Consider the following 21,469-nt stretch of genomic DNA (forward strand, 5'->3'; position numbering starts at 1 on the left):
GACACGTCTCCGGCCGCAGGATCCCGACCGGCCGCCGCTAACTCAGCGCCGTCGACAGCCACTTGCCGCTTACTCGTACGTAGAGGCGTCTGTTGGTCGAGTCGACCGCAAGTGTCCCGTCGACCGGAGTGTGCGTGAATGAGGCGTCGCTGACCGCGCCCGCGACCATCCGCAGCGGCGGGTTCGGCTGGTTCTTGGTTGGGATGGTACCGCCGGCCTGCCCTCCGATGTTCGCGTAGCAGTTCTCCACCCGGAAGTCGCCGGTGCTTGAGGCTTCGTAGTAAATGTGAGTGCCGGTCGGCTTTGTGGAGTAGCGCCCCACGACGTTACGCAGGACGGCGGTCGAGCCGGAGCCGGAGTAGAGATCGATCCCGGAGTTGACGGTCGCCGCCGAGCTGTTGGCGATCAACACGTTCTCCAGGGCGCTGACGCTTCCCGCCCAGGCGATGATGTTCTGCGCAGTGGAATACCCGGAGGCAAAACCACCCGCGTAAGCGTAGATATTGGACGCATAGACATGCCTACAGGACGCGTCGACCTTCAGATGAGGACCGCCCTGCATCCTGGAGGTTTCGAATTTGCAGTCTGTCAGATAGATCCCATTGGGATTATTGTTCTTCGCGGTGCCCTGGGTGATCCACAAGGCACCGGTGCCGAATGCCTCCATGCGGCATCCGATGAAATGGATCTGGTTGACGTTGTCGGCACTGTATCCCCAGCCGGTCATGGCCGAGGAGTTCCGAAGCCACACGTTGGGCTGCGTAGCGCTGTTCGCTGTGCCGGTGCTCTCCTCGATCGCCAGATTGTAGAACCTGGAGTCCCAGAACTCGACGGCGTCGATGCACAGGTCGTTGTTGCTCGACATGAAAACATCACGAAAGTAGGAGTTGTCATTGTAGTAAAGCTCGAGCAGCAACCCGGTCTTGCCATTGCCGTTGAACCCGAGGTTTTCAATCGAACAGTAGCGCCGATGTTTCGACCCGCTCGTGTCGGTTGGGGCTCCGGACATACGCAACAGGATGCCGTTCGCCTTCTTGACCAGCGTGGAGGCCTTGCTGCTCGCGCCGACCAGCCGGATTCCGTTGCCACCGATGGACAAGGCCGGGACGCCGGCCGTCGGGGTGACCGCGTACGCCCCCGCGGGGAAGTACACGGTTCCGCCTCCAGCGGCCACCGCTGCATCGATCGCGGCCTGGATCTTCGGGGTGTCGTCATCGGCCCCGTTGCCGAGCGCCCCGTAGTTCTTGACATTGAACCAGTCCAGCGGGGCCGTCTCCGCCGCCGCAGACGGGGTTTTCGCGATCATGGCGGCACTCGCCAGTCCTGCGGCGGTGCCCCACAACGCTCTACGCCCCATGCTCGGAATCTTCGGCTCCGTCACGCCACAGTCCTCCCTAGAGATCAACTTGAGGATTAAATCAGCTCTAGACCGATCCGCACGCAAAATCAGGACGAACCGGGCGCATTTTCGGCCGTTCTCAGAACTGTCACAACGGACCATAATCGTGAGCCACTGATCGTCGCAGGGTCGTGACCTGTCACGGAGGACGCCAGGCTGTTCTGCCGGATGCGAGCGGCATCATCGGCCGAGCGACCCTGAATGGCGGGTGGACCGGGCGAGCGACGACGAGGCCGGTCTCTGTCAGTCGGCTGCGACTTGTAGGCCGATGGATGCGGTCGTGTCCGAGGAGTCGTTCAGGCCGACGTGCACGAGATAGTCCTCCGCGATCTCGGCCACCTGTGCGCGAATTACCCTGGCCATTCTCGCCCTGGCCTTCCTCGCCGCCATTGCCGCCGCCCAACCGCAAGGCGACGAGGAGCACATCGAACTGACCCTGCCCGAGATCCGCCGACTGCCGGCCGTTCTCATCCTGACCCGCTACCGCACCACCCGGCAGGTTCTGCACTGGTCGCACTGGCGCCGACGGCATCAAGCCACCGTCCGATCGAGGGGCAGGCGCGGACGGATCGCCACGATGGGGTAAGCGCTGGTGATGACCAGCCGCGGAACGGACAGGACGGTCATGGCGTCCATGATGACCTTGGCGACGGCTGCCGTGTGGTGCGGGCCGTGGCGGCCGGGAGGGCCGATGGCGGCGATGACCGCTGCCACACCCGCTATCGCCCGATGAACGGTGTCCGGGTCACGAGCGTCGCCGATCACGACGGCCGGTGGCCCGGCGGCGTAGCGGCGGCTCTTCGTGACAAGATCTTCCAGGGCCTGCGGACGCCGACCGCAGGCGGTGATGTCGTGTCCACGGCTTCGCCTACGACCCGGCTGCCGACGCCGCCCGTCGCCCCGAAAACGGTGATTTTCATGTGTCGTTCCCTACTCGCTGAGATCGGCGAAGACGCGCCGCTTGAGCGGGGGCACCGCGTCGAGCAGGCACAACGCGGTCCTCGTGACAGCGAGGCCGGCGCGGCTGTCCATCGACGTCTGCCGCTTGAGCTCGGCGAGCGAAGCGCGGACGGCGGCGAAGCCGTACTCGGTCATCTGCGCCTCGTACTCGCCGATCACCTCCAGCACCGGCTGTTCCCCGCGAGCGGCGGCAGGAAGGAGGCGGGTGAGCAGCGCGGCGTCGCGCAAGGCGGTGTTGGCACCGGTGCCGCGCGCCGGGGTCATGGCGTGTATGGCGTCGCCGAGCAGGATGATCGCGCTGGGGGACCACCGCGGGACCGGTACGGAGCTGCGGATGGCCGTCGCAGTCACCGTCGCCGAACGGGTACTGCGGAATCGGTGGGACGGGCGTGGCCTGCCCGGTCGGCTTGACGTTGGGTGAGGCCTGAGCAGTCCGTTACGGGACGCCTCAGGGCCCCCGGCGGTCTTCGTCGGCGACCTGGCGTGCGGGCTGGACGGCTCGTGCCGACCTACATCGCCGGTTCCACGCGGGCAGCGGTTACGAGGGCGGTCGTCACCGAGGAGTGCGTCCGGCGATGAGGCCGGGTAACGTGCGCCGTGCTCGCACAGCCGCCGCTCCACCGCCGGTCTGGCCCGCCGGTCGCTGTTCGTGGCGACGCAGGATGTGCACGGACAACCTGGCAGGACAGTGACTCGATCAGTACCAGATCGCCGACGTACCGCCATCAACTATCTCAACAGACACGTGATCCAGATCGTGGTGCGCGATCCTCAGCTCACTGCCTGCTTCACCAGCGTGCTGATCTGCGCCTCCACCTCGACGGTCACCTCGGTCAGGGCGAAACCGGCAGCCCACATCGAGCCGTCGTCCAGGTTCGCCTGGTCGCTGAACCCGAGGGTCGCGTAGCGTGCCTTGAATTTCGCCGCAGGCTGGAAGTGGCAGACGATTTTGCCGTCCAGCGCGTAGGCGGGCATGCCATACCAGAGCTTCGGCGCGAGGGCCGGGGCGCCGGCGGTGATGACGGTATGGATGCGCTCGGCCATGATCCGGTCCGATTCCTGCATCTCGGCGATTTTGGCGAGTACGTCCCACTGATCCTGCGCTGCCTTGTCCGCACGTGAGCTGCGGCGCACTGCCTTCTTCTGCTCTTGGGCGTGCTCCTTCATCGCGGCCCGCTCCTCAGCCGTGAACCTTTGGTAGGCGCTGCTTTCAGTGCTGCTCATGGCGAATCTCCTCCTTGAGGATCTTGATTTCGGAATTTGGATAAGGGCCTCACGGTCCTGCTGCTGAGATGCCCCACCGCGTGTCTCAGGCGGATGCCGTCTCCCATACGAACCCGTCAGGGTCGGTGAAGGGTCCGGCATCGCTGCCGATCACGATCCGGTGTGATCCGGTGCCCTCCTGGGAGACGCCGGTATCCTTGGCGAGGGCGCGGCGCGGGTAGAGCGCCAGCGTGGCGGCCGATGACGGGGTGTCGAACTCGACGTACTTGCCGCCGAAGCTCTTCGCCACACTCAGGCCGCGCTCGACGTAGAACCGCTTGCTCGCCTTGACGTCCGCGACTCCTAGCAGGAGGGCGACCTGGTCGATCTGCCGGGCGGCAGGTTCGGTGTCCTTCTTCTTCGAGGTCGCGATCTTGCAGATCGTCCCGTCAGGGGCGTGTACGACGCCGCCATAGCCCCAGAATCCCTTCGTGGCCGGCTTCAGCGTCGTGGCGCCGGCGTCGAGGGCGGCGCCGAGAAGGGCATCGACGTTGCCCGGCTGGGAGACCACGATGGACAGCGCGAACCCACGGAAGCCGGTCGTCGGTGCATCCGAGGCGCGTACGTTCACGAAGGGCCCAAGCCCGAAGGCCTGATAGAAGGCGTCCGAGGCCGTGGGGTCGTGAACTTCCAGGGTGACGGTTTCGAGGGAGGTCATGGCAGGTCCTTTGAGCGAGATGGGTTTGTCGTGGCGGATGCGGCAGGGACGGGTCCGCTGCTCACCGGTCCTGGATCAGCCCGAGGACGTTTCCGTCGGGGTCGATGACGGTGGCCACGAGGCGGTCGCCGCCGACCTCGTGCGCGGCCTCCTTCACGGTGGCCCCCACGGCGATCACCTCGGCCAGCTTCTCCTCGATGTCCGGCACGTGCCAGTAGGCCACCGGCGAGGTCATGTCCTGCGGTCCACCGCCCGGGACCAGCCCGATGTGCTGGCCCTCGGCATCGAAGCCGACGTAGTAGGGCGAGTCGTGCTGCGGCGGGATGCCGAGCAGCGCCGCATACACCGCTTTGGCCTTGGCCAGGTCGGACACGGGGTGCAGCACGGTCCTGATTCCCCGGGTGGAAGAGCCGATCATGGTCACTCCTGTAGTCGTGGGTCACATCGACCCGTTGTTTGCGGTGTTCCTAGCTTTTCTCCCGGCCTGGCTGGTCCACATCCGTGGTGACCACGGATCCCGGCCACGGATTGACGGCACGGATCGCGCACGGTGGCCACTGCGGATGGGGGATGCGGCAAACTGGGGCGGTGGGAACAGGAGTGGACATCTCGCCGCGGGAAGCCGAGGTGCTGCGACTGGTCGGGGCCCATCTCAGCAATGCCGAGATCGCGGCGAGGCTGGTCATCTCGGTGCGTACCGTCGAGAGCCACGTTTCCTCGCTGCTGCGCAAGCTGGGGGTGCCGGATCGGCGGGCGCTCGCCCAGCGTGCGCCCAAGTCGGCCGACGCTGCCCCGTCGCAGCCGGCAGCGGTTCTGCCGGCCCCGCTGACCTCGTTCGTCGGCCGGGTGAGTGAGCGGGCCGAGCTGGCCGGGATGATCAAGGCATACCGTCAGCTGACCGCGGTCGGTCCCGGCGGAGTGGGCAAGACCCGGCTCGCGTTGACGGTGGCCGCGGAAGTAGCCGGCGAGTACTCCGACGGGGTGTGGTTCGCCGACCTGGTCCCGGTCACCGATCCGGGCATGATCGCCACTGCGGTCGCCGGGGCGCTCGGCCTCGGCGAGCAGCCTGGACGCGACATGACCGACTCCGTGGTCGCCGCGCTGGCCGACCGTCATGCGCTGCTGGTGCTGGACAACTGCGAGCAAGTGGTGAACGGGGTGGCGCTGTTTCTCGAGCGGCTGCTGGCGACGTGCCCTCGGGTGACGGTGCTGGTGACCAGCCGGGCACGGCTGATGGTGCCGTTCGAACGGGTGTATGAGGTTCCGCCACTGTCGCTGCCCGGCGACGGCGAGTCGGACGCGGTTGCGTTGTTCATGGAGCGGGCGGCGGCGGTCGGTCGGCCACTCGACCCTCCACTGCGCGACCAGATCGCCGCGATCTGCGAGCGGCTGGATGGAATGGCGCTGGCGATCGAGCTGGCCGCCGCCCGGTATCCCGCGCTCGGGCTGGACGGCATCACCGCCGCCCTTTCCCATCCGCTGCGGATGCTGACCGGCGGCTCTCGTGCCGATCAGCGGCACCGGTCGGTGCGGGCGGCGCTGGACTGGAGCCATGCCCTCCTGGAGCCGGCCGATCGGGCGCTGCTGCGCCGGGTGTCGGTGTTCGTGGCGCCGTTCACCGCGGCTGCGGCGGCGGAGGTGGCCGGGTCCGAGGAAGGCCTCGTCGCCGACGGACTGGCCCGGCTCGCCGAACAGAGCCTGCTGGTGGTGACCGTGTCGCAGGGCGGGACGGAGTACCGGGCGTTGGAGACCATCCGCCAGTACGGCACGGAGCGGCTCGCCGAGGCCGGTGAACTGGTCGACGCTCGGTCCCGGCACCTTCGCTGGTGCCTGGCCAAGGCCGTCGCCCTGGCGGTGGTACGAGCGGACTGGCGGGCCCGGTTCGACCTGGTGGCCGACGACCTCCGCGCGGCCCTGGCGTGGGCGGCCGACCGGCCGGAGCTGCGCACGGACGCCTGCGATCTTGCCCAGCACCTGGCGGAGCTGACCTTCACCCGTAACCTGACTGGAGAGTCCCAGCGGCGCTATGAGCAGGCGGCCGCGCTCGCGACCGATCCCGCCGCCGGCGCGTCGATGCTTCGGCAGGCCGCGGCCGTGGCCGGCTGCCGGACCATTGGTGATGACATGTACCGCCTCCGCCGCGCGGCCGCGGAGGCCGCCCGCAGCTCCGGTGACGGCGCCGGCGCCGCCGCCGACCTGGCGACCGCCGCCATTATCGCGTTCCGGTTCTCGACCACGTTCGTGCGGCTCCCGCCCCGAGAGGAGGTGCTCGCGCTGATGACCGAGGCGCGGGAGCTGGCCGGCGACGATCCGGCCGCGCAGGCCGCGGTGGCGCTGGCTGAGGCCGCGGTGCTCACCGACGCGTTCGGTGCGGCCCAGGGCCCGCCCGGCAACGCCGTACCGGAGACGATCGCGCGCGCCGAGCACGCGGTCGAGCTCGCCCGCCGGACCGGTGACCCGCTCGCCGAGTCGGCCGCACTCGACGCGCTCACCGGCGCTCAGAGCTGGGCCGGCGACACGTTCGCCACCGCGGCCACGGCCCGGCGCCGGATCACGTTCCTGTCATCTCTGCCGATCTCGCCGGCCGGCACCCACGAGCTGATCGACGCGCTCGGTATGGTCACCGAGGCCTGCCTCGGCGCGGGGGATGTCTCAGGTGCCCGCCGATGGGCACGCCGGCTGGCCGACCATCCATCGCTGGCGGAGGTCGGTCACCGTGCTACGTGCCGGCTGCTGATGGTTGACGCGCTGGCAGGAAACGTTGACGAGGTGCTCACCGGCAGCGTCCGGTTCCTCGATGCGTGGCGGCGGGCAGACCGCCCCGCCCGCTCGCTCCTCCGCCCGGCGGTGGCCGCTGTGGCGATGATCCACGGCCTCCGCGACGACCATGACGCCCGGCGCGAATGGCAGCAGGTCCTGGATCAGCTCGGCACCCCAACAGGGCATACCTACGGCTACAAGGCGGTCTTCGACGCGATACTCCTGCTGCACCGCGGGCAGGCACCGGAGGCGCTGGAGCGGATGACCCTCGAGCCCAGGCAGGTGTGGAAGTGGGTCACCTGGATCTGGCACCACTGGTATGTCGCGCTACGCACCGAGGCCGCCGTACTCGCCGGGAGCCCCGACGCCCGCGACCGTCTGGCCGAGGCCCGAACGATCGTGGCTGGCAACCCGGTCGCCACAGCCTTTGTGGAGCGAGCCGGAGCCCTCCTCGTCGGCGACCAAGAGGCGCTGCTCGCCACGACGGATGCGTTTGACGCCGCCGGCTGCCGCTACCAGTCCGCACGGACCATGGTGCTCGCCGGCGACGACCATGCCGAGCGCGGCGCGGCCGCGCTGGCCGATCTCGGCTTCGCCCCGATCGCCCTGTCCCGGCACCCACGATGACCTCAGAGTGGTACGGGGTTGAGGAACGAGCAGGCAGCCGTTGCGGTGACCCGTCGCGCGTCGGACGGTCATCGGTCCGCGCTGCGGCTCGGGAGCGGTCGCGGTCAGCACTGCCACGCGAGGACCGGCATTTTGCTACTTCGGGTAGTAAACTGAATCCATGAGCATGCCAGAGCGAGAGTTCGCCCCGGGAGAGGGCCCGGCCGCCAAGGTCAGTGTGTCCCTGAGAACGGGCAATATTCGCGCTGTCCGAGAGCGAGTCGGGGCCCGCGGGTTTTCCGCCTACGTCGATGCCGCTGTGGAGCGTCAGATCGAGCGGGATCTCCTGGAGGAGGCCTTGCAGGCGAATGAGGCCGCTTCTGGGCCGATCCCGCGGTCCTTGCGTGATGAGGCGGCGGAGTTGTTCCGCCGTGTGAAGTCGGCGCCCGAACTCCAGGATGAGGACGGATGGCGCGCGCACGAAGCCGGTTGAGCGCGGGCACCGTCGTGCTCGATTGCGAGGGGCTCGTGAAGTGGTGCGAAGCCGACCAGCGAGTGACAGCGTTCGTACGGGAGGCGCAGGACAACGATTTTCGAGTCGTGGTCAGCGCCATGACACCGATCGAGGCGCAAGACGTTCGGGTCAAAAGCGATCGGCTCCGGTGGTATCTGTCCCGGTTGAAGATCGAGCCGGTGACCGAGGACATCTCCTCGCGAGCGATCGAGCTTCTTCGAGATGCCCGCCTGCACGGTCACAAGTACGCCATCGACGCTGTTGTCGCGGCCACAGCACTGCGCTCGGTGCGCCCCGCCGTCATCCTGACGTCTGACGAGGACGACATGAACAAATTGTGCGGCCAAGCAGTGCAGGCAGTCGCTGTCTAGGCTGCTTGAGAGCCGTGCGGGGGTCTCCGGACCTGGTGCAGGAGGTGAACCGTCCGGCCACACCTGCGGCCCTCCGCGGGTCGGTCCCCGCCCACCGCCGAGCCGCCTCGCGGTCAGCCCTCCGTGCGGGCGGGCAGCCGCCATCCCGGACGCGGGAAGTGGCAGGTGTAGCCGTTCGGGTAATGCTGCAGGTAGTCCTGGTGCTCGGGCTCGGCCTCCCAGAAGGGGCCGACCGGCTCCACCTCGGTGACGACCTTGCCCGGCCAGAGCCCGGAGGCGTCCACATCGGCGATCGTGTCCTCGGCGATCCGCTTCTGCTCGTCGTCCACGTAGTAGATCGCCGAACGGTAGCTGAGACCGATGTCGTTGCCCTGGCGATTCTTGGTGCTCGGGTCGTGGATCTGGAAGAAGAACTCCAGGATCGCGCGGTAATCGGTCGTCTCGGGGTCGAAAAGGATCTCGATGGCCTCCGCGTGCGTCCCGTGGTTACGGTACGTCGCGTTCGGCACGTCGCCTCCGGTGTATCCGACCCGGGTCGCCGTCACGCCCGGAAGGCGGCGGATCAGCTCTTCCATCCCCCAGAAGCATCCGCCCGCCAGCACGGCCCTCTGCGTCTGCGTAGCCATTACGGCCCCCTCCCAGATCCGTCAGTTCGGTCGTTCGGGCCGGCACACCACCGGCATCCCATGCCCGCTCTTCTCAACGCGCGAGGGTTCCACGCGATTCCGTGCCCGCGCGGTGGCAAGCCACGGACAAGGAGCCGGCGCGGTGGGTCGCGGCAACGGCAATCCGCACGGTCGCTCCGTCGCGGTGAACGGCCATCCGAAAATTCGCTGGCCGCCTGAGCCGACCGCCCCTCACGCTGTAGACCATGGATCAACCCCAACGCGAAATCCGTGCCGCCTATTCGAACTCAACGATCACCGTCTACCAGGCGTACGACCCGCAAATCGGCCTGCCCGCCGTCCGCGACGGCCGTTTTCCCGCCGCGTGGAAACGGAACAGGATGACGTGGATCAAGCCGTCGTTCCTGTGGATGATGTACCGGTGCGGCTGGGGCGCCAAGGCAGGACAGGAGACCGTTCTCGCCGTCGAGATCAACCGTGACGGCTTCGAATGGGCGCTGCGGCACGCGTGTCTGTCGACCTACGCTCGCGACGTACACCCCGACCGCGAAACCTGGCAGCGTCAGCTGAAGCGCGCCCCCGCCCGCGTGCAGTGGGACCCCGAGCGGGGCCTGCGTTTGCAGCCTCTTCCCTACCGATCCCTGCAACTCGGCCTCTCGGGCGAGGCCGTACGACGCTACGCCGACGAATGGACGGTCGCCATCCGCGACATGACCCCGCTCGCCCACGAGATACACGCCCTCGTCAGCGGCGGTGACCTGGACTCCGCCGCCCGGCTGCTGCCCCAGGAACGCTCATATCCCGTTGGAGACGAGCTTCTTGCTCACCTACGGGGGTGACACCTCCTCGGCGTGCTGATCGCCTCGGGCGACCGGCAGCTGTCCGACCTGCGGATCGAGCGGTTCATGCGCGGGATCATGCTGGCCGCGCGGCCGCGGTGGGCGCGCTGATGGGAGCCGTCCAGGCGACCGGGCTCGCCAGCCACAGCCTGGGCCGGTCAGAGGAGGAGGCTGTGGCTTCCTGGCGTCACGCCATCGACCTGATCATGCGGGGCCTGAAGTCCCTGTGATCACCCATGACACCTGATCCGGCAGGCGGCTGAGAATCTGGACACGGCCCGTTTCCCTCTTCTCGACGTAGGGTTGATGTCGTGCGGTTTCTTCGTGGGGTTATCGCCGCAGTCGTCCTCTACTTCGTCGTCTTCTACGCTGTGGGACTCGTGTTCGGTAGTGATCCGATCTTCATTCTCCTCGTGTGGGCCGCAGCAGTTGGCCTGCTCTTCGCGATCCCACCTGCCAGGAGAATGGTGATTGGTCTGCGGCGCACCTAACTGGGGTCGGTCCAATATGAGTGACGCGTTGGGATATTGCGGCAAAACGGCTACTGCGGGATCGGCGGGACGGGCGTGACCTGCCCCGTCGGTCTGACAATCAGCGACGGGGAGTAATGATTCGCCTTACGCGGCGTGGCAGTGAGACGGAGGCTCTGGCCGGAAGCCTCACTCCCGACGAACGTCAGATGATCAGGGTCCTCGATCTTCAGCGCCTCGCCGTGGAGAAAGAGGGCCGGACGCCCGAACAGGCGGCGCAGACAAGGGATCCAATCTATGGCGTTCTCTCCTCTTTCTCGATATGGGAGGACTTGATCAACGACATGGAGGAGGGGTGGCCAGGCCGGGACTTTGGCTACACGTACCTCAATGACCTGACTGTCCGGGATGGTCTGGAAGAGTATTGCGAGGCTCTGCAAGGAACGGCTCACACGAGGCTCACCCGCACGCTGGATCGCCTCGACGAGCGCTATCGCGCCGTGACGCACGAGGACGGCGGCGCTCAGCTCGCACGGTACTGGCGGCCCCTCGCAGTGGGGAACGAGACCCGATGGTGGTGGACTCGAGCGCCGAACGATCTACCGCCGGGGTGGGTTCGCTAGCAGTTACGGCGACAACCGTCTCGCCGGGTGAGCCGTCCCTCCAGATCCGCCGCCTTGTGTTTCCGGGAGGCCATCCCTCTGGGGCGGCTGCTCAAAATTTCCTGGAAGAATCGCACGCTTGCGGGCAAGCAAGGGTGTGATCACTGCTCCTGGCGTCTTCGAGGCCATCTTCGAAGCCCATTACGAGGAGATCTGGCGCTACATCGGCCGCAGGCTCGCCCTCGACGTAGCCGAAGACCTGGCGGCGGAGACGTTCCTCATCGCCTTCAGACAGCGCGACCGCTTCGACTCGGCCGTAGGCGAGGTCAGGCCGTGGCTGTACGGCATCGCCACCAACCTCATCGGCCGGCATCGGCGTGCCGAGGTGCGGAGGTACCGTGCCATAGCCCGGACGGGGCCGCCACCTGACGACGAAGGACACGATCAGCGGATCGTGGACTGGCTCACCGCGAAGGTGACGGTCGACCGGCTGGCGGGGGCGCTGGCGCGGCTGTCACAGGGGGAGCGCGATGTGGTGCTGCTCATCGCGTACGCCGGGCTGAGGTACGACGAGGTGGCGGCGGCGCTCGGAATCGCCCCGGGGACGGTCGCGTCCCGGTTGAGCAGGGCCAGGACCAAGCTTCGTGAGGGGTTGGAATGAACGAGTTCCAGGTCATCGACTCGCTGATGCCCGACACGCCGACCCCGTCGGCCGGCCAACTGGCGGCGGCGCGGGCGCGGGTATTCGCAGCCGCACCGATTCCTCCTGCGTCCAGGGCACGGGTGCGCAGGAGGCCGTGGACGGGCATGGCGCTCGTGGCGGCGGCCGTGGCGCTCGTGGTCGGCGCCGTGACGGTTCTCGTACCTCGGCCTGCGGTGCAGCCTGTCGCGGTCACGCCCATGCAGAAGCTGGAAGCCGCGGCCGCCAAGCTGGCGGCGACACCGGAGGCGAAGGGTCGTTTCTGGCGACGTGACATCGAGGACGTCATGCGGACGAAGGACGAGTACAACTACAAGGCCGAGGTACGGGCCATACAGGTGGAGACACGGGCCATGGAGGTGCTCGCCTTCGGGCCCAACCGCGAGGTCTACGGCTGGCGCGAGCCGATGTCGTCGAAACCGTACACGGCCGAGAGCCTGAAGACGTGGCGACGGGACGGCTCGCCCAAGCTGTGCCCCGCGCGGGGGTGCGACAAGAACATGCCCGCATACGGCTCGGTGTACCTGGATCAGGGGCTGGAGCTCGCCGATGGGTTGAAGCCGACGATGACGGAACTGCGGGACCTCCCCAAAGAGCCAGCGGCGCTCAGGGCGCGGCTGCTGTCAAGTTACGACCCTCAGGGTGCCGATGAACGCGAGCCATGGCTCGCGGGGGCCGCCAGGCAGCTCATCAACTCACCGGCGACGCCCGGCACCAGGGCTGCCGCTTACCTTCTCCTGGCGAAGGCGCCGGGCTTCAAGGTGGTCGACGAGGTTCCCGGCACGTTCGGGCTCAACGGGCTGGCTCTCCAGTACCAGGGAGGTCAGCTGGTGATCGACTCCAGGTCTGGACAGTTCCTCGGGACGCAAGGGCTGAGTCCCGAGGGTGTTGCGTGGGATGCCAGGATCATCAGGAAGGTGGGCTGGAGCGATGTGCGGCCGGTGGCGCCTCCCAAGTGTCGCGGCTGTACGGGCCGGCTTTAGAACGCGCGCACCGGATGGGTTGCCTTTCGAAGTGATCGTCACACGTGGCTCAGGCCCGAAGGAGCCCAGCGAGGTTAGGAGCCTCCAGGTGCTAGATGCCTGGTCAGACGGCTAAGAGGCCGGCGATCAAATCCCGAGCCTAGAACCGTCTGGTCAGGATAAGCTCGATCGCTTATATCAGAATGTGTTCTGACGTAAACCCAACGAGTGAGCACTAGCCATGCCGACGCAGTGACGTTTTCTGACTTGTCGAGGAATCCCCGAGCGGTCGCCGAGCGCGCGGCACGCCTGGGGCGCGTGCGTGTCACACATCGGGATGCTCCGGACTTCTACCTGACTGCGGCGGACCGTGAAGAGGAGCGCGAACAGACGCTGGCCACCGCGTCCCGGCTGTTCCTTGCCTTGATCAAGCATGATCCCGCCGCGCGTGCGCTGGTCGTAGCAATGCCGGAGGTCTTCCCGTGGGTTCGCCACCTGTCCTCGGACGAACTGCGTGCTTTTCACTCTGGAACTGGTCGAAGCGCTCTCCGACGCGGCCGAGCTGGATGTCGATGCCACTACCCGGGAGGACATCGCGGGATGGCGGGCTATCGCCAGAGTCAAGGCCGACCCTGCGCATTACGTCGAGGCACGCAAACCCACGAGCGGTGACTTCGGGCCGGTGCAGGTTTCGGTATGAGCCCGAAGCGCGGGGATCGGGTTATGGTGCCACCGCTGGATGGCGAGTGGGATGTCCGGTTCGGCACCGGGCCTGTGTCGCTATAAAGACGAAGCGCACACGGCGGCCGAGGCGTATGACGCGGCTCGTCTGGCCTTCCAACTCGGTCGTGCTGTACGGGAGATCGCGGTTGGAGTCAGTGCGAGCTGGCCGAAAGAGCCGACATGACTCAGCCGGCGGTGGCCCGCTTCGATGTCGGTGGGACTGTGCCGACGTTGCCGGTCCTGGAGCGTTTGGCCAAGGCTATGGACGGGAGGACCCGGCGGTCTTGGCGTTTGATACGAGGCCTCGCCCCCCGCGCGGGCTCATCCGACGAGCCGTTTGCGCCAATCCAGGGGTGCGACGGTTATGGCCTGGTCGGGGTGGCCGTTCCACTCCACCGAAAGGCCGGTTTCTGTCAGCGTGGCCACGACCTGCCGGCCGATGGATACGGTCGTGTCCGACGAGTCGTCGAACCCGCCGTACAGGAGTGACAGTCCGTGTCCTGCCGCGGCGGAGTCCGTGCACTGCGTGTGGAAATAGACGAAGCCGCGGGCATCCGTTGTACCTGCCGCTCCGATCTCCGCTTGGCCGCACGAACGGCAACAGGTGAAGTTCTCCCGAGCGGTGATACCTGCGGCTTCCAGGGCCGTGAAGGCTCTGGTGAGTCGTTCCGGGTCCGTCTCGCCTTCCCAGACGGCCTGCTCCTCGACACGCTCCAGCCACATCCGATCGGCCAGTCGCCGTGCCTGCTCGGCAGACACTGGTCGGTGGTCCCCTGACACGAGATAGTCCTCCGCGACCTCGGCTACCTGTGCGCGAGTCGCGTACCCGCCCACGATCACCGTACGGATGCGCGCCTCGAGCTTTTGCCGATCATCTTCGTCAAGTTCAAGCGGAGGTGTGGGCTCCGGGCGGCCCAGGTCCAACTGCGTCCAATCCAGCCCGGAATCCCAGTCGTCCTCCAGACATGCCCAGCCGGTGATGGCCTCGATCACCAGGTCAGACGTGTCGAGCGTTACTTGGTAGTGCTGGTTCGGCGCACCGTCGCGGTGCTCCAACGTGTAGTCGCTTCCCTCCTCGTGCCAGACCTGCACGAAGATGTCGGGCAGGTCGGGAATCCGCTGGACGACCAGAAAACGGTCGCGCTGCTGGCCGAGTCGGCGAACCAGTTCGGCGAGTTCTTCCGCAGCCACCCGGACGTGTCGGCTGCCGTCCTCGGTGCACACTGTGATCGCGAGCATGCCGACCATGTTGACACGGCTCGCGGGGGTGCTGATGAGTATGGGACAGACCTGGAGGTGAGCCGATGGGCACAGCCAGCGGCGGCAGTCGTCGGTTTCAGAAGAGACCCAGATGGCCGATCATCCTGTGGGCCGCTTCGATGATGGATTCGGCGGCGGTCAGAGCCTGGTCTGCTTCCGCCTGGTCCACTGACTCATCGGGAAAGATTGGGGTACTCGAGTTCGTTTCTACGGCGGCGCATACTGCCGAAGGGCTCGAAGGCGGAGCCGAACTGGCGCATCATGGCCTGTTGGATCGCGTAGTGGCCGCCGGTCGTTGTGGAGCGTAGCCCCTGTTGGGCGAGAAGGCCTGCACAGGCAAATCTTGCGGCGTCGTAAGCCAAGGTGTAGGCCGAGTTCGGGTCGGATTCCAGGAGTTCCCGCGCACTTGACAGGACGACGCCAGCCTTTTCCAGCCACCCTGCCCCATCGGCGGCGTCGCCCTGGATGCGCTGAAGTTCCTTTGCGGTGAGCATGCGCTCGATATCTGCTTCGCCGCGCGTCCACCTCATCATTGATCATGCTCCTCTCGATCTGCCCTGGACACGGTGAGATCAATGGTGGGACTCGCCTTGATCTGGCGGATCAATGCGTCGGACGCCGCCTCCCAGCGTCGGTTGGACGCCAGGACTGGGTTGACCGGCATGCCGAGACGCCCTTGAGCGCGGTCCGCTGCGGCATAGACCTTTGCTCGATCTGCGTCCCCGACCACCAGTACGTCGATGTCATGTGGTGGCGGCCCTGTCTGTCCGTGGTGGCGGGCTGCCCAGGAGCCGAAGATGAACAACAGTTCGGTCTTCGGGATGGAACCGAATTCTTCCGCGATAACGACCTGAGGGCCGTAGAGGTAGCTCAGGATTTCCGTCAATGGTCTCGTGACGGGGTGACTTTGATCGATGCTCAGCACTCGCGCTCGGCCGACTGCCGTAGCGGTGAGGAGCCCGGCTTCTTCCAGGCGGCGGACTTCCGGGTGCAGGGTCGACGCCCCGACACCCAACTCGCGGGCGAGGTCAGCCAGTGTCCAGCTTCGATCGGGGCGAAGGTACAGGGCTGCCAGGAAGCGTGCTTGGGTCTCGGTACGGAAGATGGGCAGCGCCGGTGGCCTGACACTTCGCATGTTCCGAATATATCTTCGTGATTATCGAATCGTCCACTGAGCGCACTTGATCCATCGCTCACTGTGGCAGATCCCACGCCTCGGGGTATCGGTGATTACAGGGGGCAGTGCTGCCAGCTGTGATCACTCCGGGCGCAGAGGAAACGCTGTCGTCAGCATCGCCTATGCGACTGGAGGCATGTGATCCAGCGGTGTCGCCTGCCCGGCGGCTGTGGCGCGTGTCACACCGATCGCATGTCACGGATCGACGGGCTGCTTGCATCCCGTGGTTGTCCGTACCAAGCGAAAGGTACAAAGATGACCACACAGCGCAAGGCAGGCACAACGACCCCCCACCGCGTTCTGATCCTGGGGGCGGGGTATGCGGGTATGGCCGCGGCGATCCAGCTAGCAGCTCGGACCAAGGGCCGCGAGGACGTACAGGTGACCCTGGTGAGTCCGCAGGAGCGGTTCACCGAGCGGTTGCGGCTGCACATCTCGGCGACCGGGCAACAGGTCGCCGAGATGAACATCCCGGAGTTGCTGGAGGGCACGGGCGCGCGGTTCGTGCGCGGCTGGGTGACGGCGATCGAGGCAGACGCCAAGGTCGTGCGGATCGACGACGACCGCGTGCTGCGCTACGACACGCTGGTGTACGGGCTGGGGAGCGTGGCCGACACGGTGACGGTGCCGGGTGTGGAGGAGTACGCGTACACCCTCAACAGCGCCCACGACGCCGAGGTGCTGGCCGAGCGGCTGGCTCGGCTCGGTCGCGGTACGGTCGTGGTCGGCGGCAGCGGGTTGACCGGTGTCGAGTCGGCCGCGGAGATCGCTGAGCGGCACCCCGAGCTGACCGTCGTGCTGCTGGGCCGGCAGGAGCCCGGCGCGGCCATGAGCCCCAAGCCGAAGGCATATCTTCAGTCCGCGCTCACGCGCCTGGGTGTCCAAGTGCGTAGCGGGATCGAGGTGGCGAAGGTGCTGCCCGACTCCGTCGAACTGGCGGGCGGGGAGAGCGTCGCCGCCGACGTCGTCCTGTGGACGAGCGGTACGCGAGTGTCGCCGCTGGCGGCCGCCGCCGGTCTGACCGTCGACGAGCGCGGCCGTATCGTCACCGACGCGACGCTACGGTCGGTGTCGCACCCGGATGTGTACGCCGTGGGCGACGCGGCCGCGATTCGCCAGGGCTACGGCGTCATGCATGGCACCTGCCAGGGCGGCATGCCGACCGGTGTACACGCTGCGGTGTCGATCGTCCGTGCGTTGGACGGGAAGCGGACCAGGCCGTTCCGCTTCGGCTACTACCACACGCCGGTGAGCCTGGGACGGCACGATGCGGTCGTCCAGTTCACCCACCCCGACGACAGCCCTCGACGGGTGCATCTGACCGGCCGCATGGCGGCACGGTATAAGGAGGCGGTGACCGCTTCGCCCTGGCCGACGTACGGCCGTATGAAGAAGATGCCGGCCTCAGGTGCGTTCTGGCCCCGTGGCGGCCGCTTCACCCGTGTCCGAGGTGTGCGATGACCAGCCCGTACGGGGAGCACGACCAGCAGGTGTTCAACCAGCATCGCAATCTGCTGTTCTCGGTGGCCTATCGCGTCCTCGGTACCGTGGCCGACGCCGAGGACGCGGTACAGGATGCCTGGATCAAGTGGTCGGCCGACGACCGTTCGCAGGTGGCCGACCCCAAGGCCTATCTGGCACGGATCGTGTCGAATCTGGCCCTGCAACGGCTGCGCTCGACCCGGTACCAGCGCGAGACCTATGTGGGGCCGTGGCTGCCCGAGCCGATCCTCACCAGCGGCGACACCGCCGATGACATCACGGGCGCCGAGTCGGTGTCGACGGCGATGCTGGTGGTGCTGGAAACCCTGAGTCCGCTTGAGCGCGCGGTGTTCGTACTGAAGGAGGTCTTCGACTTCAGTCATGCCGAGATCGCGCAGGCGGTGGAGCGTTCCGAGACGGCGGTACGCCAGGCCGCGCACCGCGCTCGCGAGCACGTACGGGCCCGGCGGCCGCGCTTCACCGCCGACCGGTCGCGGCAGCGCGACGTCACGGAGCGCTTTCTCGCCGCCGCGACCGGAGGCGACATCAACACCCTTATGGAACTGCTGTCTCCGGACGTCACGCTGTGGACCGACGGGGGAGGCAAGGTCCGGCAGGCTCTGCTTCCGGTCGTGGGCGCCCAGACGGTCGCCGCCTGGTTCGGCGCCATCGGCAAGGCCACGTACCAGGGTGTCGCGCCCGGCGACATGAACGCCGAACTGGTCGAGATCAACGGCGGGCCGGGCATGGTGTTCAGCGGTCTGGGACGCGTCATCGCCACTGTCACCTTTGATTTCGACGCTGACGGCCGCATCACCGCCATCCATAACATCGCCAACCCGGACAAACTTCGGGCCATCGCTGAGGGGGCCATTCGCACGCTCTGAGGTCCGCGCCGGATCGCGCTATCCGAGGTCACGTCGGCGGAGCGCGGCCAGCCCCACGGCGGTGAGCGAGGTGGCGACGACGGTCAGCAGGATCAGCGGCGTCATGGTGAATTCGGCGACCGGGAGCCCGGGGGTCTGCGCGTACGGCGACACCGTCAAGATCGACGGGTCGGCGTGCAGCAGTTCCACCGCGAACTCGAGCACGAAACACAACCCGAGCGCGACATAGGCGACGATCGCGGCGAGCCGCGGCAGCAGGCCGTACACCAGCACCGGAACGGCGGCCAGCACCAGGACCGAAGGAAGGCGTGTCAGGCTCGCCCCCAGCAGCCGGGCGATCTCGCCGCCCGCGTCTCCCGTGGAGAGCCCATAGACCAGACCCATCCCGAGGCCGAGCCCGGCGAGCACGATCGCCGACCCGGCCGCGACGACGGCCAGGTGACCGCCTGCCCAGCGCAGCCTGCCGATCGGGCCGGTCAGGATGACGTCGGCATGGCCGGAGGTCTCCTCCGCCCGCAAGCGCAGGGTCGCCTGAATCGCGTAGACCGTGATGACCTGGCTCATCAGGTAGATGACGAAGGCGAAGAAGCCGTCGGCGGGACGGCCGCCGCCACCCATCCGCTCGATCAGGCCCCTGAGAGCCTCGCTCGCGTTCAGTTGCTCGGCGGCGCTCCGCGCCACGCCGCCCAAACCGGCGCCGAACGCGGTGGACGCGACGGCCCAGGACAGCAGCGTGCCCCGCTGCAGCCGCCAGGCCAGGGCAAACGAGGTACGCAGGCCCGGCGCCGCCTCGGCGGGACCGAGCCGGGATGGGAGGATGCCGGCCCCCAGGTCCCGGCGTGCGGACATCCGGTACGCGCCGGCCACCAGCAGCAGGGTCAGACCGATGACCGGCAGCAGCGGCCAGTAGTGGTCACCGGCGAAGGGACGCATGCGCTGGGTCCAGCCGAACGGCGACAGCCAGGACACCCAGGAACTCTGCTCGAGGTCCGCGACCGCGCGCACCGCGTACAGGATGGCCATCGCGGTGGCGGCGAGGCCGGCGGCGGTACGAGCGCTTTCGGTCAGCTGGGCCGCCAGGCCCGCGAGCGCGGCGAAGACCCAGCCGACGGCGGCGACCGACAGCCCCATCACCAGGGCGCCCTGTGCAGGCAGCCCCTGGCCCATGAGCCCCAGTGCCACGACAAGGGCGGTGATCAGCCCGGCGGCGAACGCCACGGTCAGCGCGGCCGTCAGTGCCGCGTGCCTGCCGACCACGGTCGAGCCCAGCAGTTCGCTACGGCCCGCTTCCTCCTCTCCGCGAGTGCTGCGGATCACCAGGAACAGGCTCGCCAGTGCGATCAGCAGGGCGGCCTGCCCCCGTACTCGCCACGCGGCGAGCCCTGCGGCGGACGAGTCATAGATCGGGCCGATCATCATGAGCTGTGTCGGGTCGCCGTTGGTCGTGTGGAGGAACGCCTGGCGCGCCTCCTCCGTGGGAAACGCGGCGGCCACCGAGCCGGCCACGCCGATCACGAGCAGCGCCACGAGCCCGTACCAGACCGGTAACCGCACCCGGTCGCGCCGCAGGATGAGCCGGATCAGTCCGCCGGTGCCGGTGAGAGTGTTCATCGCTGTGCCACCGCGTGCTTTCCGTTCGAGCCCGCGCCGGACAGATCGTCTTCGTAGTGGCGCAGGAACATCTCCTCCAGCGTCGGTGGCTGGCTGACCAGGCTCCGCACACCTACCTTCACCAGCTCGCGCAGCAGCGCGTCCAGCGCGTCGCCGTCGACCTGGCAGCGCAGCCGGTTGCCCTGCGTCCACAGGCTGTGTACGCCCGCCGAGCCGGCGAGTTGGGGAACGGGCCCGGCGAGCTCGGCCGCGATTGAGGTGCGGGTGAGGTGGCGCAGCTCGCTGAGGGTGCCCGTTTCCACCGTGCGGCCGTGCCGGATGATGCTCACCCTGTCGCACAGGGCCTCGACCTCGGCGAGGATGTGGCTGGACAGCAGCACGGTACGGCCCTTGCGCCGCTCTTCCTGGATGCTCTCCTGGAAGACCGCCTCCATCAGCGGGTCGAGGCCGGAAGTGGGCTCGTCCAGGATGAGCAGGTCGGCATCCGAGGACAGCGCCGCGACCAGGGCCACCTTCTGCCGGTTGCCCTTGGAGTAGGCCCGCCCCTTCTTGCGTGGATCCAGTTCGAAGCGGTCGAGCAGTTCGGCCCGGCGCCGGGGATCGATCCGGCCGCGCATCCGGCCGAGCAGGTCGATCGCCTCGCCACCGGACAGGGTCGGCCACAGGGTCACATCACCGGGTACGTACGCCAGCCGCCGGTGCAAGGCGGTCGCGTCTCGCCACGGATCGCCGTCCAGCAGCCGAGCGGTCCCGGAGTCCTGACGCAGTAGGCCGAGCAGGATCCGGATGGTCGTGGACTTACCTGCCCCGTTCGGCCCGAGGAATCCGTGCACCTCACCGGTCCGGACCGTCAGGTCCAGACCGTCGAGTGCCCGAGTCCGGCCGAAGGTCTTGACCAGACCGGACGCGGAGATCATGTTTGCCATACTTCGGACACTACATGAATTTCACGAAATTCGTGAAACATCAGTTAGTCTGTAGCCTGTGGCCATCAGAGCCGACGCGCAGAGGGTGTGCATGACCGAGAGAGCCGACGACGAGATCGGCATGACCAAGAGAACCGGGGACGTGCGCACGGCCGACGCGCTGCGGTTCCTCGAACGGTTCGCCGTGATCATGTCCGACTCGGGTTACCCGCGTATGGCGGCCCGCGTGCTCGCGGCGCTGCTCATCGCCGACGACGGCCGGCGCACCGCCGGCGAACTCGCCGACGTACTGCACGTCGGCCCGTCGGCGGTCTCGGGCGCGGTGAAATATCTGATGCGGGTCGGGATGGTGACCCGCGAGCGGGACCCCGGTGAGCGCCGTGATCATTACCGCGTCGACCAGGCGGCGTGGTACAGGGCGGCGGCCTCGAGTGACGAGGTGTTCCGTCGTTTCGAGGAGGGCGCGCGCGACGGAGCCGAGGTGCTCGGTACGGACACGCCCGCGGGCGCCCGGATGGACGAGACTCGGCGTTTTTTCGCGTTTCTCCGGAGCGAGGTCCCCCAGCTGCTGCACAAGTGGAACGAGTTGAACGCTCAGCCTGCAGAACGATCAGGCGGCTCGGCCCGGTCCGGCTCCTGACGCGCACTTGATCGTCGGCCTGGTTGGCCGATC

Annotated in this window: 23 protein-coding genes; 11 read left to right on the forward strand and 12 right to left on the reverse strand. The window is 67.5% G+C overall.

All coding sequences use genetic code 11. The annotated features are described in order from the left end of the window. Nucleotides 1-37 precede the first annotated feature (37 nt). The 6 genes from ACGFJ2_RS29415 to ACGFJ2_RS29440 all read right to left on the reverse strand — a co-directional run bounded on the left by ACGFJ2_RS29415 (nt 38) and on the right by ACGFJ2_RS29440 (nt 4,698). Nucleotides 38-1,381 carry a glycosyl hydrolase family 28-related protein gene (locus ACGFJ2_RS29415; protein WP_393473590.1) on the reverse strand — a complete coding sequence of 448 codons (1,344 nt, stop codon included), beginning with the start codon at nt 1,379-1,381 and terminating at the stop codon, nt 38-40. Between the two features lie 549 nt (nt 1,382-1,930). Further along, nucleotides 1,931-2,248, reverse strand: a complete 318-nt coding sequence (locus tag ACGFJ2_RS29420; protein ID WP_393473994.1) for an NAD(P)H-binding protein — start codon at nt 2,246-2,248, stop codon at nt 1,931-1,933. An 81-nt stretch (nt 2,249-2,329) separates the two neighbouring features. Then, complete coding sequence (locus ACGFJ2_RS29425; RefSeq protein WP_393473593.1) at nt 2,330-2,710, reverse strand: FAD-dependent oxidoreductase; 381 nt, start codon at nt 2,708-2,710, stop codon at nt 2,330-2,332. Between the two features lie 420 nt (nt 2,711-3,130). Beyond that, the gene (locus tag ACGFJ2_RS29430; RefSeq protein WP_393473596.1) at nt 3,131-3,583 is read right to left on the reverse strand and encodes an iron chaperone; all 453 of its coding nucleotides are present in this window, start codon (nt 3,581-3,583) and stop codon (nt 3,131-3,133) included. Between the two features lie 85 nt (nt 3,584-3,668). After that, a complete protein-coding gene (locus ACGFJ2_RS29435) occupies nt 3,669-4,280 on the reverse strand; it encodes a glyoxalase (RefSeq protein WP_393473599.1) in 612 nt (203 codons plus the stop codon). A 61-nt stretch (nt 4,281-4,341) separates the two neighbouring features. After that, nucleotides 4,342-4,698: a VOC family protein gene (locus tag ACGFJ2_RS29440; RefSeq protein ID WP_393473602.1), complete on the reverse strand. Its 357-nt coding sequence runs from the start codon at nt 4,696-4,698 to the stop codon at nt 4,342-4,344. 170 nt (nt 4,699-4,868) lie between these two features. Between ACGFJ2_RS29440 and ACGFJ2_RS29445 the strand changes: the two genes are divergently transcribed. From ACGFJ2_RS29445 to ACGFJ2_RS29455, 3 genes are all read left to right on the forward strand, one after another. Then, the gene (locus tag ACGFJ2_RS29445; protein WP_393473604.1) at nt 4,869-7,667 is read left to right on the forward strand and encodes an ATP-binding protein; all 2,799 of its coding nucleotides are present in this window, start codon (nt 4,869-4,871) and stop codon (nt 7,665-7,667) included. A 160-nt stretch (nt 7,668-7,827) separates the two neighbouring features. Beyond that, nucleotides 7,828-8,139 carry a hypothetical protein gene (locus tag ACGFJ2_RS29450; RefSeq protein ID WP_393473607.1) on the forward strand — a complete coding sequence of 104 codons (312 nt, stop codon included), beginning with the start codon at nt 7,828-7,830 and terminating at the stop codon, nt 8,137-8,139. After that, complete coding sequence (locus ACGFJ2_RS29455; protein ID WP_393473610.1) at nt 8,115-8,531, forward strand: PIN domain-containing protein; 417 nt, start codon at nt 8,115-8,117, stop codon at nt 8,529-8,531. The genes ACGFJ2_RS29450 and ACGFJ2_RS29455 overlap by 25 nt, the downstream gene beginning before the upstream one ends. A 113-nt stretch (nt 8,532-8,644) precedes the next feature. Here the strand turns inward: ACGFJ2_RS29455 and msrA are convergent, their stop codons facing one another. Beyond that, entirely contained in the window at nt 8,645-9,157 is a 513-nt protein-coding gene (msrA, locus tag ACGFJ2_RS29460; RefSeq protein ID WP_357954715.1) for a peptide-methionine (S)-S-oxide reductase MsrA, read from the reverse strand. A 245-nt stretch (nt 9,158-9,402) separates the two neighbouring features. On the opposite strand from msrA, the gene ACGFJ2_RS29465 reads away from it, so the two are divergent. From ACGFJ2_RS29465 to ACGFJ2_RS29485, 5 genes are all read left to right on the forward strand, one after another. Continuing rightward, nucleotides 9,403-9,996 (forward strand): DUF4291 domain-containing protein, encoded by a 594-nt coding sequence (locus ACGFJ2_RS29465; RefSeq protein WP_393473615.1) that lies wholly within the window; start codon nt 9,403-9,405, stop codon nt 9,994-9,996. A gap of 679 nt (nt 9,997-10,675) precedes the next feature. After that, the gene (locus ACGFJ2_RS29470; protein WP_393473618.1) at nt 10,676-11,089 is read left to right on the forward strand and encodes a hypothetical protein; all 414 of its coding nucleotides are present in this window, start codon (nt 10,676-10,678) and stop codon (nt 11,087-11,089) included. Between the two features lie 118 nt (nt 11,090-11,207). Further along, nucleotides 11,208-11,729: an RNA polymerase sigma factor gene (locus ACGFJ2_RS29475; protein ID WP_358546511.1), complete on the forward strand. Its 522-nt coding sequence runs from the start codon at nt 11,208-11,210 to the stop codon at nt 11,727-11,729. Continuing rightward, nucleotides 11,726-12,751 (forward strand): CU044_5270 family protein, encoded by a 1,026-nt coding sequence (locus ACGFJ2_RS29480; RefSeq protein ID WP_393473621.1) that lies wholly within the window; start codon nt 11,726-11,728, stop codon nt 12,749-12,751. The genes ACGFJ2_RS29475 and ACGFJ2_RS29480 overlap by 4 nt, the downstream gene beginning before the upstream one ends. A gap of 493 nt (nt 12,752-13,244) precedes the next feature. Continuing rightward, a complete protein-coding gene (locus tag ACGFJ2_RS29485; RefSeq protein WP_358434328.1) occupies nt 13,245-13,430 on the forward strand; it encodes a hypothetical protein in 186 nt (61 codons plus the stop codon). A 344-nt stretch (nt 13,431-13,774) separates the two neighbouring features. On the opposite strand, the gene ACGFJ2_RS29490 is transcribed toward ACGFJ2_RS29485, so the two are convergent. The 3 genes from ACGFJ2_RS29490 to ACGFJ2_RS29500 all read right to left on the reverse strand — a co-directional run bounded on the left by ACGFJ2_RS29490 (nt 13,775) and on the right by ACGFJ2_RS29500 (nt 15,848). After that, the gene (locus tag ACGFJ2_RS29490; protein ID WP_393473625.1) at nt 13,775-14,692 is read right to left on the reverse strand and encodes a DUF6891 domain-containing protein; all 918 of its coding nucleotides are present in this window, start codon (nt 14,690-14,692) and stop codon (nt 13,775-13,777) included. Nucleotides 14,693-14,886: 194 nt separating this feature from the next. Continuing rightward, the gene (locus ACGFJ2_RS29495; RefSeq protein ID WP_393473628.1) at nt 14,887-15,246 is read right to left on the reverse strand and encodes a hypothetical protein; all 360 of its coding nucleotides are present in this window, start codon (nt 15,244-15,246) and stop codon (nt 14,887-14,889) included. Then, entirely contained in the window at nt 15,243-15,848 is a 606-nt protein-coding gene (locus ACGFJ2_RS29500) for a helix-turn-helix domain-containing protein (protein WP_393473631.1), read from the reverse strand. Before ACGFJ2_RS29500 ends, ACGFJ2_RS29495 begins: the two co-directional genes overlap by 4 nt. A gap of 297 nt (nt 15,849-16,145) precedes the next feature. On the opposite strand from ACGFJ2_RS29500, the gene ACGFJ2_RS29505 reads away from it, so the two are divergent. Both ACGFJ2_RS29505 and ACGFJ2_RS29510 read left to right on the forward strand, forming a co-directional pair. Continuing rightward, a complete protein-coding gene (locus tag ACGFJ2_RS29505) occupies nt 16,146-17,351 on the forward strand; it encodes an NAD(P)/FAD-dependent oxidoreductase (protein ID WP_393473634.1) in 1,206 nt (401 codons plus the stop codon). After that, nucleotides 17,348-18,259, forward strand: coding sequence for an RNA polymerase sigma-70 factor (locus tag ACGFJ2_RS29510; protein ID WP_393473637.1), 912 nt, complete (start codon nt 17,348-17,350; stop codon nt 18,257-18,259). The genes ACGFJ2_RS29505 and ACGFJ2_RS29510 overlap by 4 nt, the downstream gene beginning before the upstream one ends. 18 nt (nt 18,260-18,277) lie before the next feature. On the opposite strand, the gene ACGFJ2_RS29515 is transcribed toward ACGFJ2_RS29510, so the two are convergent. Beyond that, on the reverse strand, nt 18,278-19,870 hold the full coding sequence (locus tag ACGFJ2_RS29515; protein ID WP_393473640.1) for an ABC transporter permease: 1,593 nt from the start codon (nt 19,868-19,870) through the stop codon (nt 18,278-18,280). After that, complete coding sequence (locus ACGFJ2_RS29520) at nt 19,867-20,796, reverse strand: ATP-binding cassette domain-containing protein (RefSeq protein WP_393473643.1); 930 nt, start codon at nt 20,794-20,796, stop codon at nt 19,867-19,869. Before ACGFJ2_RS29520 ends, ACGFJ2_RS29515 begins: the two co-directional genes overlap by 4 nt. A 91-nt stretch (nt 20,797-20,887) precedes the next feature. On the opposite strand from ACGFJ2_RS29520, the gene ACGFJ2_RS29525 reads away from it, so the two are divergent. Continuing rightward, nucleotides 20,888-21,436 (forward strand): GbsR/MarR family transcriptional regulator, encoded by a 549-nt coding sequence (locus tag ACGFJ2_RS29525; RefSeq protein ID WP_393473646.1) that lies wholly within the window; start codon nt 20,888-20,890, stop codon nt 21,434-21,436. The last annotated feature ends 33 nt before the right edge of the window (nt 21,437-21,469 follow it).

The organism is Nonomuraea sp. NPDC049028 (assembly GCF_043197735.1).
In the GTDB taxonomy this organism is placed as follows: domain Bacteria; phylum Actinomycetota; class Actinomycetes; order Streptosporangiales; family Streptosporangiaceae; genus Nonomuraea.

Excerpts from the sequence above, each read along its gene's own strand:
- ACGFJ2_RS29490 (WP_393473625.1), bottom strand. The coding sequence starts at position 14,692 with ATGCTCGCGATCACAGTGTGCACCGAGGACGGCAGCCGACACGTCCGG.
- ACGFJ2_RS29480 (WP_393473621.1), top strand. The coding sequence starts at position 11,726 with ATGAACGAGTTCCAGGTCATCGACTCGCTGATGCCCGACACGCCGACC.
- ACGFJ2_RS29440 (WP_393473602.1), bottom strand. The coding sequence starts at position 4,698 with ATGATCGGCTCTTCCACCCGGGGAATCAGGACCGTGCTGCACCCCGTG.
- ACGFJ2_RS29495 (WP_393473628.1), bottom strand. The coding sequence starts at position 15,246 with ATGATGAGGTGGACGCGCGGCGAAGCAGATATCGAGCGCATGCTCACC.
- ACGFJ2_RS29520 (WP_393473643.1), bottom strand. The coding sequence starts at position 20,796 with ATGGCAAACATGATCTCCGCGTCCGGTCTGGTCAAGACCTTCGGCCGG.
- ACGFJ2_RS29465 (WP_393473615.1), top strand. The coding sequence starts at position 9,403 with ATGGATCAACCCCAACGCGAAATCCGTGCCGCCTATTCGAACTCAACG.
- ACGFJ2_RS29510 (WP_393473637.1), top strand. The coding sequence starts at position 17,348 with ATGACCAGCCCGTACGGGGAGCACGACCAGCAGGTGTTCAACCAGCAT.
- ACGFJ2_RS29455 (WP_393473610.1), top strand. The coding sequence starts at position 8,115 with ATGGCGCGCGCACGAAGCCGGTTGAGCGCGGGCACCGTCGTGCTCGAT.
- ACGFJ2_RS29500 (WP_393473631.1), bottom strand. The coding sequence starts at position 15,848 with ATGCGAAGTGTCAGGCCACCGGCGCTGCCCATCTTCCGTACCGAGACC.
- ACGFJ2_RS29505 (WP_393473634.1), top strand. The coding sequence starts at position 16,146 with ATGACCACACAGCGCAAGGCAGGCACAACGACCCCCCACCGCGTTCTG.
- ACGFJ2_RS29470 (WP_393473618.1), top strand. The coding sequence starts at position 10,676 with ATGATCAGGGTCCTCGATCTTCAGCGCCTCGCCGTGGAGAAAGAGGGC.
- ACGFJ2_RS29435 (WP_393473599.1), bottom strand. The coding sequence starts at position 4,280 with ATGACCTCCCTCGAAACCGTCACCCTGGAAGTTCACGACCCCACGGCC.
- ACGFJ2_RS29525 (WP_393473646.1), top strand. The coding sequence starts at position 20,888 with ATGACCGAGAGAGCCGACGACGAGATCGGCATGACCAAGAGAACCGGG.
- ACGFJ2_RS29450 (WP_393473607.1), top strand. The coding sequence starts at position 7,828 with ATGAGCATGCCAGAGCGAGAGTTCGCCCCGGGAGAGGGCCCGGCCGCC.
- ACGFJ2_RS29430 (WP_393473596.1), bottom strand. The coding sequence starts at position 3,583 with ATGAGCAGCACTGAAAGCAGCGCCTACCAAAGGTTCACGGCTGAGGAG.
- ACGFJ2_RS29515 (WP_393473640.1), bottom strand. The coding sequence starts at position 19,870 with ATGAACACTCTCACCGGCACCGGCGGACTGATCCGGCTCATCCTGCGG.
- msrA (WP_357954715.1), bottom strand. The coding sequence starts at position 9,157 with ATGGCTACGCAGACGCAGAGGGCCGTGCTGGCGGGCGGATGCTTCTGG.